We start from the raw sequence: 15,487 nt of genomic DNA, 5'->3' as shown, positions 1-15,487 counted from the left end.
GGCGTAAGGACCCCCATGCCCCGACCGGCGCCCTCCGAGGGAGACCCCGGAGGGCGCCGGCTTGTGGACACGGGTCCGGTATCGCCGCGACCATGCTTCGTATGGCCCGTTTACAGGCAGCAGCCGTCGTCGAGGCGATCCCCCGCGACTGGTTCGAGGAGTACGTACGCGCCCTGCTCGACCGAGCGGAGGACCTGCGCACGGACGAGGAAGGCTGGATCCGGGGCGACGAGGACCTCGCCGACGTCGCGCTCGTCGAGGGCGACCACCTGACCGCCGGCGCGCGCTACCAGCGCCACACCGACCCGCCGGAGGGCGAGGACGGGAACGGCACCACCAGCGAGCTGCTGATCACCTCATGGGAGCGTACGAGAGAGGTGAGCGCGGCCGTCACCACCTGGCACCCCGACGACCAGAAGACCACGTGGACGGTGAAGCTGTCCGACCCCGGCGCGCCGCGGTCGCTCGTGGCCGGGGGCGAGCACCACGCCGCCAAGCGCCTCCACCGGCTGTCGTGGGCCGCTCGGCTCGACTTCCGGCAGTGGTGGCGCCAGGTGGAGGGCGGAGGCGGGCAGGCGCCGGTGACCGTGCTGCTCCGGCATCACTACGGGCAGGCGCGCCTGCTGGTCAGGGCGGCGGCCGAGGGCGGCGGGAAGTGGCGGCTCGGCCTCACGGTGGTCGTGCGGGGACGCGGCTGGGTCCGGCCGCTCGCGGCGGTCGGCCTGCTGTTCGTGCGGAGCAAGCTGGAGGCCAAGCTCCGTGAGGCGGTCGCCGAGATCGCCGAAGACTGGAACGCGGACATCCCCGAGCTGCTCAAGTATGACCCTCGCGACGCCGGGGTCTGGGTTCCGGAGCTGCGCCGGGACCGGGAGGAGCTGGACCGCTGGCTGGCGGAGAACGGCTAGCGGCGCGGGCCGGTCAGCGCTGCTCCCGGCTGGTGTCGGCGATCAGCGGCTCCAGGGTCAGGCCGGGCTGGTCGCGGGCGATCGTGCGCATCCGCCACTGGTCGGTGAACACCGCCAGCATCACCTGGTCTCCGGAGCGGGTCAGCACCTCACAGCCGCGCTCGCGGTCGAGGGCCGGCGCGGAGGCGGCGTCGGTGCGGCGGGCCAGCGTGTAGTCGAGCCGGTCGAGGCTGATCTCGGCGCCGAACTCGGCGGCCATGCGGTGCTGCACCACCTCGAACTGCATCGGCCCGACCGCCGCCAGCACCGGCGCCTGGTCGCCGCGCAGGTCGGAGCGGAGCACCTGGATGACGCCCTCGGCATCGAGCTGGTCGATGCCGCGCCTGAACTGCTTGGACTTGCCGGAGTCGCGTCCCCGGGCGACCGCGAAGTGTTCGGGGGCGAAGCTGGGGATCGGCGGGTAGGTCACCGGCGGCCCGTCGAACAGGGTGTCGCCGGGCCGCAACGCACCGGCGTTGACCAGGCCGACCACGTCACCGGGGTAGGCCTCGTCGAGCGTGGTGCGATCCTGGCCGAACACGCTCTGGGCGTACTTGGTGGCGAACGGCCGCCCGGTGGCGGCGTGGGTGAGCACCATCCCGCGCTCGAACCGCCCGGAGCACACGCGGACGAACGCGATCCGGTCGCGGTGCGCGCGGTCCATGTTGGCCTGCACCTTGAACACCAGCCCGGAGAACGGCGCGTCCAGCGCCCTGGGCGTGTCGTGCACGTCCGGACGCGGCGCCGGCGGCGGGGCCAGCTCGACCATCGTGTCCAGCAGCCGCGCCACCCCGAAGTTGGGCAGCGCCGCGCCGAACAGCACCGGAGTGGACTCGTGGGCCTCGAAGGCCTTCTGGTCGTGGTCGGCGCCGATGGCCGACAGCAGCGCGGTCTCCTCACCGGCGCGCCGCCAGTCTTCGCCCAGCTCGGCCAGGGCCTGCTCGTCGGTCAGCTCGCGGGTCAGCGCCTTGGTGGCGCCGCCGGGAGTCCGCTCGTAGCGGACCGCGCGCCCGGCCGGCCGGTCGATCACCCCGTGGAAGTGGCCGGCGGCGCCGATCGGCCAGGTGACCGGCGTGGGGCGCAGGCGTGTGCGGTCCTCGATCTCGTCGAGAAGTTCGAGGGCGTCGCGGCCGGGACGGTCCCACTTGTTGACGAACGTGATGACCGGGATGCGGCGGTGGCGGCACACCTCGAACAGCTTCATGGTCTGCGGCTCCATGCCCTTGGCCGCGTCGATGAGCATGACCGCGCAGTCGACGGCGGCCAGCACCCGGTAGGTGTCTTCGGAGAAGTCGGCGTGGCCGGGGGTGTCGACGAGGTTGAACACGTGGCCCCGGTAGTCGAAGCGCAGCGCGGCGGAGGTGATCGAGATGCCGCGCGAGCGTTCGATCTCCATCCAGTCGGAGGTGACGCCGCGGCGCCCGGCCTTGCCGTGGACCGCCCCCGCCTGGGTGATCGCCGAGGCGTGCAGGGCGAGCGCCTCGGTCATGGTGGACTTGCCCGCGTCGGGGTGGCTGATGACGGCGAACGTCCGGCGCCGGCCGCCTTCGCCCATGATGTCGATCATCGTCCTACCCCTGCCGTGCTCACCCCGCGGACCGCATCACTCTACCCGCGTGGCCGCCCGGCGACCGCCTGACACCTGCTGGGCCGACTCGGTACCCCTGGCTGTACCGCAGGTTGGGGCGTACGCGGGAGCGACCGGCGGGGCCGCGGCTGGTGTGCTGATCAGCGTCAGCCAAGCCACTCCCCCAAGGAGCGATGTCATGTCAGTCGACAGCCCGCCAGGTGTCGATCAGCCGCCGAGCCGGACCGGGATCCGGGGGTTCATCCGCCGCCGTCCGCTGATCAGCTTCTTCGTCCTGGCCAACCTGATGAGCTGGGCCGCCTGGACGCCCTACATCCTCTCGGCGACCGGTCTCGGGGTCCTGGACTTCACCTTCCCCTCGGCGCTCGGCGGCACGCAGATCCTGGGCGTCCTCCCCGGCGCGTATCTCGGTCCCATCCTCGCCGCGTTCATCGTCACGGCGGTCGCGGACGGCAGGGAAGGCGTCCGCCGGTGGATCGGCCGCATGACCAAGTGGCGGGTCAGCTGGGTCTGGTATGTCGCGACGGCCGTCGGCGTGCCCGCCGCCATCATCGTCAGCGGCCTCGCGTTGTCCGGCGGAGACATCCGCCTGCCGTCCGCCGTCATGCTGGTGGCCTACCTGCCGGGCCTGCTCATCCAGATGGTCACGACCGGCCTGGCGGAGGAGCCCGGCTGGCGTGACTTCGCCCTGCCCCGCATGCAGCGCAGGTTCGGCCCGCTGGGCGCGACCCTCGTCCTCGGCCCGCTCTGGGGCATCTGGCACCTGCCGCTGTTCCTGAGCGAGTGGGGCGGGTGGCCGGACGTCACCTGGATGAGGGTCGGCGAGTTCGTCGCCTTCGCCTGCGTCTTCAGCGTGGTCGTCACCTGGGTGTTCAACCGGACCGGTCAGAGCCTGCCGCTGGTCATGCTGCTGCACGTCAGCGTCAACAACTTCATGTCGATCATGTACGCGGACGTGTTCCCTTCGCTCGCCACCGCCGAGCAGGCGTCCCACGTCACTCTGCTCGCCGGCACCACGGCGGCGCTCGTGGTGCTCGTCGCGACGCGCGGCCGGCTCGGGTACCGGCCGGAACCCGCGCCGGAGGCTGTCCATCGGAGCTGAACGCTCCAGCCAGGGACTGGGCGTGCGCGGGCCCTGCGGGAACGGGCGGCTCCGCTGCCCGGACATGCGAAACGCCCTCCGGGATGATCCCGGAGGGCGTTTCTTCTCGTAGCGGGGGCAGGATTTGAACCCACGACCTCTGGGTTATGAGCCCAGCGAGCTACCGAACTGCTCCACCCCGCGTCGGTGTGTCTTGACACTATCCCTGAAACGGGAGATCGCGCAAATCGACGGGCGCCCGCGGGAAGATCGACTTCCTCTGCCTGAAGATGGCTGTACATGCGAAATGCCCTCCAGGAAGATCCTGGAGGGCGTTTCTTCTCGTAGCGGGGGCAGGATTTGAACCTGCGGCCTCTGGGTTATGAGCCCAGCGAGCTACCGAACTGCTCCACCCCGCGTCGGTGTGTGTCTAAAGACTATCCCCGACGCGGGACTCACGCAAATCGAGAGAGCTAAGACCCTTGCTCCGGTGATTCGGTCGGCGCCGGGGTCGCCGACCCGGTCGGGGACGGCGACGGTGACGGCGAACCGGTCGGCGAGGGGGTCGGGGTGACCGGCGCCTGGACCCCGGCAGTGCGGAGCTTCTCCAGGGCGTCGTCCAGGCGCTGCTGCGCCTTGCCGAACTCCTCCCAGTTGGGCGGGTCGCTCTGCAGGGCCTTGGTGGCGTCGTCGTACGCCTTCTGGGCGTCGCCGATCGCGGTCTGCAGGGCGGACTGCTGCTGTTGCTGGTTTTCCTGCTGCTGGTTCTCCTGAGACTGCTGTTGCTGCTGGTCTCCGGTGGTCTGCTCCTTGCCGAAGACCTGGGCCAGCGCCTCGTCGAGGTTGCGGGCGACGCCGATCTCGCTGCCGAACGACACCAGGACGCGCTGCAGGATCGGGTACGGCTCCTGGCCGCCTCCCGCCGCGACCTGGATGTAGACGGGTTCGATGTAGACGAGGCCGCCCGCGTACGGCAGCGTCAGCAGGTTGCCGTAGCGGACCGAGGAGGCGCCGACGCCCAGCAGGTTGAGCTCACCCGCGAACCGGCTCTGGAAGGCGTTCTGCGCCTGGCCGGGGCCCGGGATCGGGGTGTTGGACGGCATGCGCAGGATGCGCAGCTTGCCGTAGCCGTCGCCGGCCGTGGAGTCGACGGCCATGAACGCCGCCAGGTTGGGGCCCTGCCGTGGCACGAACGTGGTGGTCAGCGAGAACTTCGGCTGGTCACCCGGCATCGTGGTGGTCAGGTAGTAGGGCGGCTGCTTGACGTTCTGCTCGCCCTGCGACGGGTCGTTGGGGACGTTCCAGAAGTCCTGGCCGCTGTAGAAGGCCGCGGCGTCGGTGATGTGGTAGCGCGACAGGGTGTAGCGCTGCACCTTGAACAGGTCTTCGGGGTAGCGGACGTGCGCGAGCAGGCTCTCGCTCATCTCGGTCTTCGGCTGGATGATGCCGGGGAACGCGCTGCTCCAGGTCTTGAGCACCGGGTCGTCCGGGTCCCAGGCGTAGAGCGTGACGGTGCCGTCGTAGGCGTCGACCGTGGCCTTGACGGAGTTGCGCATGTAGTTGATCTTGTCCTGCGGCTGCTGGGCGATCACCCGGGACCGGTCGGTGGCCGTGTCGCGGGTCATCTCCTGCAGGCTCTCGCTCTGCGAGTAGGGGTAGGAGTTGGACGTGGTGTAGGCGTCGACGATCCAGGTGACCCGGCCGTCGATGATCGCGGGGTACGGGTCGGAGTCGAGCGTCAGGAACGGGGCGACCTTGGCGATGCGGTCACGCGGGCTGCGCTCGTACAGGATCTTGGAGTTGTCGTTGACGTCGCCGGACAGCAGGATGTTGACCTCGCTGTACTTGGCGGCGTAGAAGAGCCGGTTGATGAACGAGCCGACCGGGACTCCGCCCTTGCCCGTGTAGGTGGTGTTCTTCTGACCGGTGCCGCCGGTCTCCGGGTAGTCGAGCTCCTGCGGGCGCTCGGGGTTGCCGCCGGCGATGACGTAGTCGGCGCCGGTGGTCTCGCCGAAGTAGATGCGCGACTCCTTGAGGCCGGTGCGCTCCGCCAGGGGGCCGGTGACCGGCATGTCCTTGGCGTCGTAGGCGGGCAGTCCGCTGGAGTCGACCTGGTTGCCGGGGGCGGCCACGAAGCCGTAGCCGTGGGTGTAGACCAGGTGGCGGTTGATCCAGTTGTTCTGGCCCTCGGGCGGGCCGGTCAGCTCGCGCACGGCCACGATGTGGTCGGTGAGCTTGCCGTTGGCGTCGGGGTAGCGGTCGACGTCGAGCTGGTCGGCGAAGTTGTAGAAGCCCCGGATGCGCTGGGTCTGCTCGTAGGTGGCGGACACGAGCGCGGGGTCGAGCAGGCGGACGCCGGTCACGGACGTGTCGCCGGCGGCGTTCTCCCGCACCTGGCTGGGGTCGGCCACGGCGCTGTAGGGCTCCACCTTGGCGTCGTCGACGTTGTAGGCGTCTCGGGTCGCCTCGATGTTGCGGGCGATGTAGGGGGACTCCTTGGCCTGCTGGTTGGGCCTGACCTGGAACTGCTCGACGAGCATCGGGTAGACGCCGCCGATCAGCACCGCCGAGAGCGCGAGCAGGCCGAACGAGACCCCGGGAAGCATGCCGCCCGGCCGGAAGATGCCGGCGAAGAACATCAGGGCGCAGATCAGGGCGATGATCGCGAGGATGTTCTTGGCCGGAAGCACCGCGTTGATGTCGGTGTAGGAGGCGCCGTGGACGAAGCCGCGGTCGGAGAAGACCAGGTCGAACTGGTCGTACCAGTAGGCGATGGCCTTGAGCAGGACGAAGACGCCGAGCAGCACCGACAGGTGGATGCGCGCGGCCTTGGAGGCGTGCACGCCGGGCGACTGCAGCCGGAACCCGCCGTACAGGTAATGGGTGATCGCCGCCAGGATGGCCGAGAGGATCACGGCGGTGAACAGGAAGTTGAGCACCAGCCTGATGAACGGGAGCTCGAACATGAAGAACGAGATGTCGCGCTTGAACTCGGCGTCGGTCGTGCCGAACGGCTGGGCGTTGGCGAACTCGATCCAGGTATGCCACTGGCCGGCGAGAGAGGAGCCCGCGAAGAGCGCGAGCAGGGCCAGGCCGACGATGAAGATCAGCTTGCGGTGCGGGTCGAGCGCGGCGCGGTAGCGGTCGGCGCCGCTGCCCCCGCCGAAGACCGCCGGGCCGAACGTCGGCCGCGTGCGGTAGGCGAGCAGCATGTTGCCGCCGACGATGCCGACCATGAGCACCGCTCCGATGAGGAACAGCACCACCTGGGTCAGCAGCACGCTGGAGAAGACCCGCGTGTAGTCGACAGCGCTAAACCATAGATAGTCGGTATAAATCCCGGAAAATAGGAAGAAGAGCGCCACAATCGCCACGAGTGCGATCGCGACGGGCAGAAGCAGTCGCGGTCGGCGGGGCAAGCGCATCGCCCTGCCGCCGGCTCCTGGGGTCCGGAAGCTCAAGGCCAACCCCTCGTCGTGATGAAGAAACGGTCCGTGTCTGGCAACCTACACCGCAGTGTCACCACTACGGCTAACGCGCGGCGATTGAGGGAAGTTTCATCCAGAGCAAGACGGGACCTTGCCTTTACCTGAGACCAAGGCTTCGATCGCCAGCCTCGCACTGTTGAGAGTCTCGGCCTTGACCAGCCGAAGCCCGTCAGGCACGGCCTTCATGGCCTCGGCGCAGTTTCCCGCGGGCGTGAGGAAGATCGTGGCGCCGGCGTCGCGGGCGCCGACCAGCTTCTGGGGGATGCCGCCGATCGGGCCCACCGTGCCGTCGGGCTTGATGGTGCCGGTGCCGGCGATCTGCTTGCCGCCCGTCATCGGCCCCTCGGTGAGCTTGTCCACGATGCCGAGCGAGAACATCAGCCCCGCGCTCGGCCCACCGACCTCGCCCACGTTGATGTCGACCTCGAAGGGGAACTTGTAGGTCGCCCGCATGCTCACCCCGACGACCGGCTCGCCGTCGGCGGCGACGGTCGGCACGGTGATCTTGAGATCCTCGTCACCCCTGGTGATGCCGAACGTCACCTCCTCGCCCGCCCGGCGCGCCCGCACCGCCTCGCCGACCTCCTCGGTCTTGGTGACCGGCTCGCCGTCGACGGAGGTGATCTCGTCGCCCTTCTCGATCTTGCCCGCGGCGGGCTTGTCCTTGGCGACGGAGACGACCGAGATGACGGTCCTGTACGGGATCTTCAGCTCGTTCAGGGCGGCGGCCGTGGCGTCGTCCTGGGAGTTGGTCATCTCGACGGTGTTCTCCTCCTCGACCTCCTTCTGGCTGCGGTCGGGAGCGAAGATGGTCTCCTGCGGCACGACGGCGACGGTGGGGTCGATCCAGCCGCGCAGCGCGGTGAGCAGGTCGATCTGGGAGGTCGGCCCGCCCTGGTAGGCGACGGTGACGAGCCGGAGCGAACCGCTGGTCGGATAGGTCTCACGCCCGGTTATCTTGATCACCGGCTGCTTGTCGATCTGCCCGAGGGTGTTCTCCGTGGGCCCTGGGCTGAGCACGACGTACGGAACGTCCACGAGCGCGCCGCCGATGCCGAGCGCGAGCACGAGGAAGCCCGAAACCAGCAGGGTCAAGGCACGTCGTGACATGGATCCGAGCTTATTCGCAGGCGCCGACCCACTCGGTCGATCCGTCGGCGAACTCCTGGTGTTTCCAGATCGGCACCTGGGACTTGAGATCGTCGATCAGCCTGCGCGCCGCCTTGAACGCCTCGTCGCGGTGGGCGCAGGCCACGGCCACGATCACCGCGGTGTCGCCGAGCGCCAGGTCGCCGACCCGGTGGACGGCGGCGAGCGCGGTGACGGGGAAGTCGGAGGCCACCTTCTCGGCCACCGAGCGCAGCTCCTGCTCGGCGGACGGGTGGGCGGAGTAGGACAGCTTCGTCACCGGCTTGCCGTGATCCTGCTCACGCACGGTGCCCACGAACAGGGTCGTGCCGCCCGCCGCGTGGTCGGCCACCGCGGCCGTCACCTCGTCGACGGACAGCGGGGTGTCACGAATGCCGAGCAACCGGATGACGTCCACGCGAAGAGCCTACATATTTCTCACAGGCGGCGCTTCTTGCGCACCTGACGGACGATCGCGGCGGTGCCGATGACGGCGACGGTGGCGCCGGCCGCGGTGAGGGTGGCCTCCTTGACGGGCAGCCGCCTGCCGACCACGGTGGTGCGGTTCTCGCGCAGCTCCAGGAGCTGGTTGAAGGCCGTCTCGTTGGTCCACGACGGCTTCCAGCCGGCCTCGCGCAGGGCGGCGCAGTCGACCACCCACGGATAGACGACGTAGTGGAGGTCGGTGGCCGGGGCGGGCGTGATGCCCAGCCGGTGGAGGCGCTGGGCGGTGCCGAAGGTCAGCCCGGCCGGCAGCTCGAACCGCCTGATCCCGGACAGCTCCTCGATCTGCTCCTGTTCGAGCCAGCCGTCGCAGCCGACGGCCGCCACCCCGGTGACGGCGCCCTTGGCGGCCAGTTCGAGGGCGGAGACCAGGTCGTCGATGTGGCAGAACTGCCAGCGCTGCGCGCATCCCTTGACCGTCAGCAGCCGCGGCGACTCGAAGTGGCGGGTGATCACGGTGTCGATGCCGGGCCCGACGACCGCGGCCGGGCGCAGCACCGTGACCTCCAGGCCGGGATGGCTGCGCAGCGACGTGCGTACCAGCGCCTCGATCTCCAGATAGTCGCCGACCACGCCGGTGTCGGGCTCGGCCGCCACCGGGGCGTCCTCGGCGAGGGGCACGTCGTTGTCGGCCGCGGCGCCGTACACCATCGCGCTCGTGACGACCACCACGCGCCGGACGCGCGCGGCCGCGCTGGCGGTGAGGACGGTCTGGGCGGCTCTCAGGTTGTACGCGCGGCGCTCGCCGGGATCGGAGTCGAGGGCGTAGTCGCCGGCCACGTGGACCACGACGTCGATGTCGGAGATCCGGTTCGCCAAGAGCGGATCCCGTACGTCGATCACCCGCCAGGTGGCTTCCTGCACGTCACCGCGCTCCTCGTCGATGGCCACGACTCTGCGGAAATCCGCGGAGGTGACGAGCCTGACGAGCAGCTCGCGGCCCAGGCCGGATGCGGCGCCGGTGACGGCTACGACTGGTCGGCGCGAGCGTTTCGAGGTAGGCACCAGGTCCTCACTTTGCACTGATCCGCCACAGGACGACTAACGTGGCGGATGTGGACTCCTCCATCCTGCACGAGGTAACGCGGTGACTGACCTGCCAGGTCGTGAAAACGACCCCAACGAAAACCCGTTCGCCATGTTCGGTGACCCTGAGCAGATGGCTCAGGCGATGCGCCAGTTCGCCGACATGCTGTCGGCGCCCCAGGGTTCAGGCCCTGTCAACTGGGACATGGCCAAGAACATCGCCCGCCACGCCGTCGTCGCGCAAGGCGACCCGAGCGTGATGGAGGGCGAGCGCCGCCAGATCGTCGAGGCGCTCAGCCTGGCCGACCTGTGGCTCAACGAGGCGACCACGCTGCCCAGCGGCGTGTCCAACCCGCAGGCGTGGAGCCGGTCCGAGTGGATCGAGAACACGATCCCGGTGTGGCGCAAGCTGGCCGAGCCGATCGCCGAGCGCATGGTCGAGACCATGGGCGGCGCCATCGGCGGCTCCGGGCTGCCACCCGAGGCCCAGCAGATGGCCGGGCCGCTGATGGGCATGCTCAAGCAGATGGGCGGCATGATGGTCGGCCAGCAGATCGGCCAGGCCATCGGCTCGCTGGCGCGTGAGGTGATCGGCACCACCGACATCGGCCTGCCGCTGTCCGGCACGGCCGCGCTGCTGCCCGGCGGCGTCGCCTCCTTCAGCTCCGGCCTCGAACACCCCGCCGACGAGATCAGGCTCTACCTGGCGCTGCGCGAGGCGGCGCACCACCGGCTGTTCCAGCACGTGCCGTGGCTCCGCGGCCACCTGCTCGGCGCCGTCGAGGAGTACGCCAAGGGCATCACGGTCGACACCTCGGCCCTTGAGGAGCAGATCCGCGGGCTCGACATCAACAACCCGCAGGCTCTCCAGGAGGCGCTGAGCGGCGGCGCGCTGCTCAAGCCCGAGGAGACCGAGCGGCAGAAGGCCGCCCTGGTCCGCCTGGAGACGATGCTGGCCCTGGTCGAGGGCTGGGTCGCGACGGTGGTCGACGACGCCGCCGCCGGCAAGCTGCCCTCCGCGGTCGCCCTGGCCGAGACCGTACGACGGCGCCGCGCGACCGGCGGGCCGGCCGAGCTGACCTTCGGCACGCTCGTCGGGCTGGAGCTGCGCCCGCGCAGGCTGCGCGAGGCCGCCAAGCTGTGGCAGGCCGTCAAGGAGGCGCGCGGCGTCGACGGCCGCGACGCGCTGTGGTCGCACCCCGACCTCATCCCGACGGCCGACGACCTCGACGATCCCGAGGCGTTCGTCCGGGGCGAGACCACGTGGGACATCTCCCAGCTGGAGGAGAAGCCCCGCGACGAGGGCGACCAGAGTTGAGCCTGCACGACGACGCGGTGGCCGTGCTCACCGCGTGGACCGCGCCGACGGCCGGGGAGGAGTCGCTGCGCGCGGAGTTCCTCGACCACCTGGCGGCTCACGAGGACGCCATGCTGCGCGAGTGCGTGCCCGGCCATCTCACGGCGACCACGGCCGTGCTGTCGCACGACGGCGCGCGGGTGCTGCTCACCCTGCATCCGAAGGCCGGGATGTGGCTGCCGATGGGCGGCCACTGCGAGCCTTCCGACACCACGCTGGCCGGGGTGGCGCTGCGCGAGGCCGAGGAGGAGTCCGGCATCGCGGACCTGGAGCTGCTGCCCGGCCCGCTCGCGCTGGACCGTCACCGGGTGTGGTGCCATCCGCCGCACAGCTGGCATCTCGACGTCGAGTACGCCGCCGTCGCCCCGGAGGGCGCCGAGGCGGTGATCAGCGAGGAGTCCCTGGACCTGCGCTGGTTCCCGGTGGAGGAGATCCCCGAGCTGTCCGACGAGGCCACCCGCCGCCTCGCGGCCAGGGGACGCGCCGCGCTGGCGGAACGGGTCGCCGCCGGTCGGGGGACGGCTGGCTGACCGGCGGTCCGGCCGTCAGCGGAGGCCGCTGAGGTTTCGTAACGTTCCAGAGAGGTTTTGGCAGTGGGCGTGTCCTCGGAGAGTCCCGTCGGGGGGACGATCGTCACGCCCGCGCGCCGGCGGCGCACCGGGCGCGCCGGGGCCGTGCTGACGTGGCTGGCCGTGACGCCGTTCGCGGCGTGGGCGGTGACGAGGCTGGCGGGGCTGGAACGGGGGGCGATCCCCACCCAGATCATGACCGCGACCCCGTACGCGGCCGCCGGTTCGCTGGTCCCCCTCATGATCGCCGCGCTCGGGCGCAGGCGGGCCGCCACCGCGGTCGCGCTGCTGGCCAGCACGGTGCTGGGGTTCAGCGTGCTGCCCAGGACCCTCGGCGTGGCGGAGGCGACGGCGGGCCGGCCGCTCCGGGTGCTGACCGTCAACCTGCTGTTCGGCAGGGCCGACACGCAGACGATCATGAACATGGTGCGGGAGCTGCGGCCCGACGTGCTGAACACGCAGGAGCTGACGCCCGGCGCGGTCGAAGGGCTCGACGCGGCCGGTTTGACGGAGGTCATGCCGCACCGCGTGCTGCAGGCGGAGTGGAGCGCGGGCGGCAGCGGCATCTTCTCCCGCTTCCCGCTGGAGCCGCTGGATGACGCGCTGCCCCCGCTGGAGGGCCACAACATGCCGGTGGCCAGGCTGTCGCTGCCCGGCGGGGCGCCGGTCGAGCTCTTCGACGTGCATCCGGTGCCGCCGATCGGGCCGCATGCCGCCGCCTGGCAGAAGGCGCTGGAGTCGCTGCCCGGCCCGTCCGGCGGCGCGGTGCGCATCCTGGCGGGCGACTTCAACGCCTCGCTCGACCACGTGCCGATGCGCCGGCTGCTGGCGCGCGGCTACAAGGACGCCGCCGACCAGGTGGGCGCGGGGCTGATCCCGACCTGGCCGGCCAACAGGCGGATCCCGCCGATCATCACGATCGACCACGTGCTGGTGGACGAGCGGGTGGGGGTGAAGGCGGTCAGCGTGCACGACGTGCCAGGCACCGACCATCGGGCGGTGTTCGCGGAGCTCAGCGTGCCGTGAGCAGGGCGCGGGTGCTCTCCCAGCCTTCGAGGCCGGGGTCGAGACGCTCGGCGTCGCCGGGGGCGCGCAGCCGGTGCCAGCCGGGCGTGGCCGCCACCATGCGACGGCCGGGCGCCTGCGCGCGCAGCGCCGCCACCGGGTCGGGGTCGTCCAGGTCGGGATCCGCCCAGGCGGGCGGCGGCAGGTGGCAGGCGAGCGCGACGGCACCGCCCCCTTCTGCGGGGCTGACGGTGATCAGCGCGCGTCCGAGCTCGCGGAAGAGCTTGCCGATCAGCAGCGGCGGCAGGTCGGGCGCGTCGGCGGCGACGATCGCGGCCTGATCGCCCTTGAGCAGCTGCAGAACGTCCTTGACCGGGTCGTCCTCGCCTATTTCGAGGATCTCGGTGCCGGGCCAGACGAGGTCGTCGAGACCGGGGACGCTCGTCGCCAGGACGGGGGTGACCAGCTCCAGGCCGGCGACCATCTCGTAGGTGTCTTCCGCGATCGCCTCCAGCCAGCGGGCGGGGTCGACCCCTGGCGGCGCGGATCGGGCCATGCGCTCCCGTACGAGAACCGCGACGGTACGCGTCAACACTCCTCCGGGGCGTTCTGGGCGGCGGCGGAGAATCCCTCCAGGAAGCCGCGGGCGCGCTCGGCCTTCGGGTAGCGCTCCACCAGGGTCCAGAACCGGGGGCCGTGGCTGGGCACGAGCAGGTGGACGAGTTCGTGGACGATGACGTAGTTGATGACCCACTCGGGCAGGCCCTTGAGGCGGGTCGAGATGCGGATCGTGCCTGTCTCCGGGGTGCAGGAGCCCCATCGGTGGTGCTGGTTGTCGACCCACCGCACGCTCGCGGGCCGGGCTTTGCCGTCGAGGTATTTCGCGGAAAGGTCCTTCGCCCGCTCCAGCAGCGCCTCGTCCGTCGGCCGTCGCTTGCGCTCCTTGGCCGCGAGCCGATCGAGCATCCGGCTCACCCATTCGTCCTCGTCCTCGCCGCTGAGCCAGGCGGGCAGGAGCACGATCGTCTTGTCGCCGTCGCGGTAAGCGGAGACCGTACGCCGGCGACGAGAACTGCGACGGACCTCGACTGTCTCGGGGGGCACATATGCACGGTAGCCGACACTCGCGGAATTCCCCAGAGGGCGAGTCATGTTTCTGCTGGTCAGATGATTAAGAGCCGGTGAATTTGGGCAAGCGCGGTTTCCCGATCCTGATCACCGTGGCACGCCGGAAGTGTCGTTCTGAGCGTGGATTCAAGAGCTGGGTGACATCCGGTCAAGGGCTCGCGGTGCGATCGTTCTGCGGTTTCGACTTTACCAAGAATTTAATGTCAGTGGTTGTCCACAGGGTTTCGGGGGCTTGGCCGGTTATCCACAGCGGCGGGCGTTCCGGAGCGGGATCTTGAATTCACGTGCAAATCTTCGGGCCATGAGGCCACGTGTGCATCCCGCCCTCCCCCGTGTCGACCGTGACGAGCGGACGCTCCAGCTCGGTGCGCATCCCGGGCGGGCCGTCGTCCTGACGGGGCTCAGCAGGGCCGCCCGGCGGTGGCTCGACAGGCTCGACGGCGTCCGCGACCTGGCCGGGGCGTTGCGCGAGGCGCGGTCGGCCGGGCTGCCGGAGGTTGCCGCCCGTGACCTGCTCGACCAGCTCGGCCGGTCCGGCGTGCTCGACGACGCGGGCGGGCCCGCCCTGCCGCTGCCGCTGGCCGAGCTCGACCGGATGCGGCCCGATCTGGACGCGATGGATCTGGCCGGGGCCGCGCCCGGCGGCGGGCGGGAGTCGCTGCTGCGCAGGGCGCGGTCGCGGGTGCGGGTCTACGGCGCGGGCCGGGTGGGGGCGCAGGTGGTCGCGCTGCTGGCGGCGGGCGGCGTGGGCGGGATCCGGGTGTTCGACCCTGATCCCACACGACCCCGCGACCTGGTGCCCGGCGGGCTGACGTGGGCGGAGGTGGGGATGCCGCGGCAGGACGGCGCGGTCGCGGTGGCCGCGAGGCTGGCCCATCCCGGCGAAGGCGGGGAAGGCCCGGGGGTGGCTCGTGGCGGCGAGGGCCGGGATGACCCAAGGCCGGCTCGTTCCGGCGGCGGGAAGCGGTCTCGTGCCGGTGATGGAGAGGGACGAGCCGCTGGTGCCGGCGATGGTGGGGGGCGGGCCGCTCGTGCCGGCGCGGGTCGCGTTGCCGCAGGGCAGCGGCGGGCGGTCAGCGGCTTGGGTGAGCGTGCGGTGGTGGAGGTGCGGGCGGGCGGGCCTTATCTGGGTGACGGGACCGAGCGGCCCGATCTCGTGATCCTCACTCCGGTGCGGCCGCTGGACATGGTGCTGGTCAACGAGTTGACGGCGCTGGGCATCCCGCATCTGCTCGGATCCGCCTTTGAAGGGCATGGATCCGCGGGTCCGCTCGTTGTACCTGGACAGACCGCCTGTTTGCACTGCCTAGACTTGACCAGACGGGATCATGATCCGGCCTGGCCGGTCGTCACCGCCGGGCTCGGTGGCTATCCCCCCGGGGAGATCGCCTGCGACGCCTCCCTGGCGGCCTCCGTCGCCGCCGCGGTGGCCGGTCATGCCCTGAACTTCCTCGATGGTCACGCCTCGGCTGTGACGAACGGCACAACCGACATATCGCCTGATCGACATTGGAAGCACCGATCGTGGACAATCCACCCGCAATGTCGTTGTATACGAACCTATCCATATCCGCTAACAATGGTCATGTCAGCTACCTGCGATTCACAAGCCCAGGTAACGACCGACGAAGGGGGGAAGCGGCATCTCGGCTGAGATTCCGCACATCAG

At 70.5% G+C, this 15,487-nt stretch carries 13 protein-coding genes and 2 tRNA genes; 6 read left to right on the top strand and 9 right to left on the bottom strand.

Annotated elements, in window-relative coordinates; genetic code table 11:
• Positions 1 to 101 precede the first annotated feature (101 nt).
• Entirely contained in the window at positions 102 to 905 is an 804-nt protein-coding gene (locus tag ACZ6YG_RS25555; protein WP_466019380.1) for a hypothetical protein, read from the top strand.
• A gap of 13 nt (positions 906 to 918) precedes the next feature.
• Here the strand turns inward: ACZ6YG_RS25555 and ACZ6YG_RS25550 are convergent, their stop codons facing one another.
• Complete coding sequence (locus tag ACZ6YG_RS25550) at positions 919 to 2,511, bottom strand: peptide chain release factor 3 (RefSeq protein WP_466019379.1); 1,593 nt, start codon at positions 2,509 to 2,511, stop codon at positions 919 to 921.
• Between the two features lie 199 nt (positions 2,512 to 2,710).
• Between ACZ6YG_RS25550 and ACZ6YG_RS25545 the strand changes: the two genes are divergently transcribed.
• Complete coding sequence (locus ACZ6YG_RS25545; protein ID WP_271278957.1) at positions 2,711 to 3,634, top strand: CPBP family intramembrane glutamic endopeptidase; 924 nt, start codon at positions 2,711 to 2,713, stop codon at positions 3,632 to 3,634.
• Positions 3,635 to 3,743: 109 nt separating this feature from the next.
• Here the strand turns inward: ACZ6YG_RS25545 and ACZ6YG_RS25540 are convergent.
• The 6 genes from ACZ6YG_RS25540 to ACZ6YG_RS25515 all read right to left on the bottom strand — a co-directional run bounded on the left by ACZ6YG_RS25540 (position 3,744) and on the right by ACZ6YG_RS25515 (position 9,741).
• Positions 3,744 to 3,817 (bottom strand) — tRNA-Met (locus ACZ6YG_RS25540).
• A gap of 141 nt (positions 3,818 to 3,958) precedes the next feature.
• Positions 3,959 to 4,032: transfer RNA gene (locus ACZ6YG_RS25535), tRNA-Met, on the bottom strand.
• A gap of 54 nt (positions 4,033 to 4,086) precedes the next feature.
• Positions 4,087 to 7,038, bottom strand: coding sequence for a UPF0182 family membrane protein (locus ACZ6YG_RS25530; RefSeq protein ID WP_148029302.1), 2,952 nt, complete (start codon positions 7,036 to 7,038; stop codon positions 4,087 to 4,089).
• A gap of 132 nt (positions 7,039 to 7,170) precedes the next feature.
• Positions 7,171 to 8,211, bottom strand: coding sequence for a YlbL family protein (locus tag ACZ6YG_RS25525; protein WP_148029301.1), 1,041 nt, complete (start codon positions 8,209 to 8,211; stop codon positions 7,171 to 7,173).
• A 10-nt stretch (positions 8,212 to 8,221) separates the two neighbouring features.
• Entirely contained in the window at positions 8,222 to 8,647 is a 426-nt protein-coding gene (locus ACZ6YG_RS25520) for a molybdenum cofactor biosynthesis protein MoaE (RefSeq protein ID WP_148029300.1), read from the bottom strand.
• Positions 8,648 to 8,667: 20 nt separating this feature from the next.
• Positions 8,668 to 9,741, bottom strand: a complete 1,074-nt coding sequence (locus tag ACZ6YG_RS25515; RefSeq protein WP_187281383.1) for an NAD-dependent epimerase/dehydratase family protein — start codon at positions 9,739 to 9,741, stop codon at positions 8,668 to 8,670.
• Between the two features lie 130 nt (positions 9,742 to 9,871).
• On the opposite strand from ACZ6YG_RS25515, the gene ACZ6YG_RS25510 reads away from it, so the two are divergent.
• The 3 genes from ACZ6YG_RS25510 (at position 9,872) to ACZ6YG_RS25500 (ending at position 12,711) form a co-directional block, all read left to right on the top strand.
• Positions 9,872 to 11,077 carry a zinc-dependent metalloprotease gene (locus tag ACZ6YG_RS25510; protein ID WP_271278967.1) on the top strand — a complete coding sequence of 402 codons (1,206 nt, stop codon included), beginning with the start codon at positions 9,872 to 9,874 and terminating at the stop codon, positions 11,075 to 11,077.
• Positions 11,074 to 11,646, top strand: coding sequence for an NUDIX hydrolase (locus ACZ6YG_RS25505; RefSeq protein ID WP_466019378.1), 573 nt, complete (start codon positions 11,074 to 11,076; stop codon positions 11,644 to 11,646). Before ACZ6YG_RS25510 ends, ACZ6YG_RS25505 begins: the two co-directional genes overlap by 4 nt.
• Before the next feature lie 63 nt (positions 11,647 to 11,709).
• The gene (locus ACZ6YG_RS25500; protein ID WP_466019377.1) at positions 11,710 to 12,711 is read left to right on the top strand and encodes an endonuclease/exonuclease/phosphatase family protein; all 1,002 of its coding nucleotides are present in this window, start codon (positions 11,710 to 11,712) and stop codon (positions 12,709 to 12,711) included.
• Here ACZ6YG_RS25500 and ACZ6YG_RS25495 read toward each other — a convergent pair.
• Together ACZ6YG_RS25495 and ACZ6YG_RS25490 are read right to left on the bottom strand one after the other, a co-directional pair.
• On the bottom strand, positions 12,698 to 13,282 hold the full coding sequence (locus tag ACZ6YG_RS25495) for a hypothetical protein (protein WP_364237104.1): 585 nt from the start codon (positions 13,280 to 13,282) through the stop codon (positions 12,698 to 12,700). The two genes, ACZ6YG_RS25500 and ACZ6YG_RS25495, sit on opposite strands and share 14 nt — an antisense overlap.
• Positions 13,279 to 13,794: a M48 metallopeptidase family protein gene (locus ACZ6YG_RS25490; protein WP_261808313.1), complete on the bottom strand. Its 516-nt coding sequence runs from the start codon at positions 13,792 to 13,794 to the stop codon at positions 13,279 to 13,281. The genes ACZ6YG_RS25495 and ACZ6YG_RS25490 overlap by 4 nt, the downstream gene beginning before the upstream one ends.
• Positions 13,795 to 14,131: 337 nt before the next feature.
• Between ACZ6YG_RS25490 and ACZ6YG_RS25485 the strand changes: the two genes are divergently transcribed.
• Entirely contained in the window at positions 14,132 to 15,472 is a 1,341-nt protein-coding gene (locus ACZ6YG_RS25485) for a ThiF family adenylyltransferase (RefSeq protein WP_466019376.1), read from the top strand.
• Positions 15,473 to 15,487: the final 15 nt, after the last annotated feature.

This window comes from Nonomuraea sp. NPDC054003 (genome assembly GCF_055585125.1).
This window is presented reverse-complemented; position numbering and strand designations above follow the sequence as displayed.

Excerpts from the sequence above, each read along its gene's own strand:
- ACZ6YG_RS25525 (WP_148029301.1), bottom strand. The coding sequence starts at position 8,211 with ATGTCACGACGTGCCTTGACCCTGCTGGTTTCGGGCTTCCTCGTGCTC.
- ACZ6YG_RS25510 (WP_271278967.1), top strand. The coding sequence starts at position 9,872 with ATGTTCGGTGACCCTGAGCAGATGGCTCAGGCGATGCGCCAGTTCGCC.
- ACZ6YG_RS25530 (WP_148029302.1), bottom strand. The coding sequence starts at position 7,038 with ATGCGCTTGCCCCGCCGACCGCGACTGCTTCTGCCCGTCGCGATCGCA.
- ACZ6YG_RS25555 (WP_466019380.1), top strand. The coding sequence starts at position 102 with ATGGCCCGTTTACAGGCAGCAGCCGTCGTCGAGGCGATCCCCCGCGAC.
- ACZ6YG_RS25550 (WP_466019379.1), bottom strand. The coding sequence starts at position 2,511 with ATGATCGACATCATGGGCGAAGGCGGCCGGCGCCGGACGTTCGCCGTC.
- ACZ6YG_RS25545 (WP_271278957.1), top strand. The coding sequence starts at position 2,711 with ATGTCAGTCGACAGCCCGCCAGGTGTCGATCAGCCGCCGAGCCGGACC.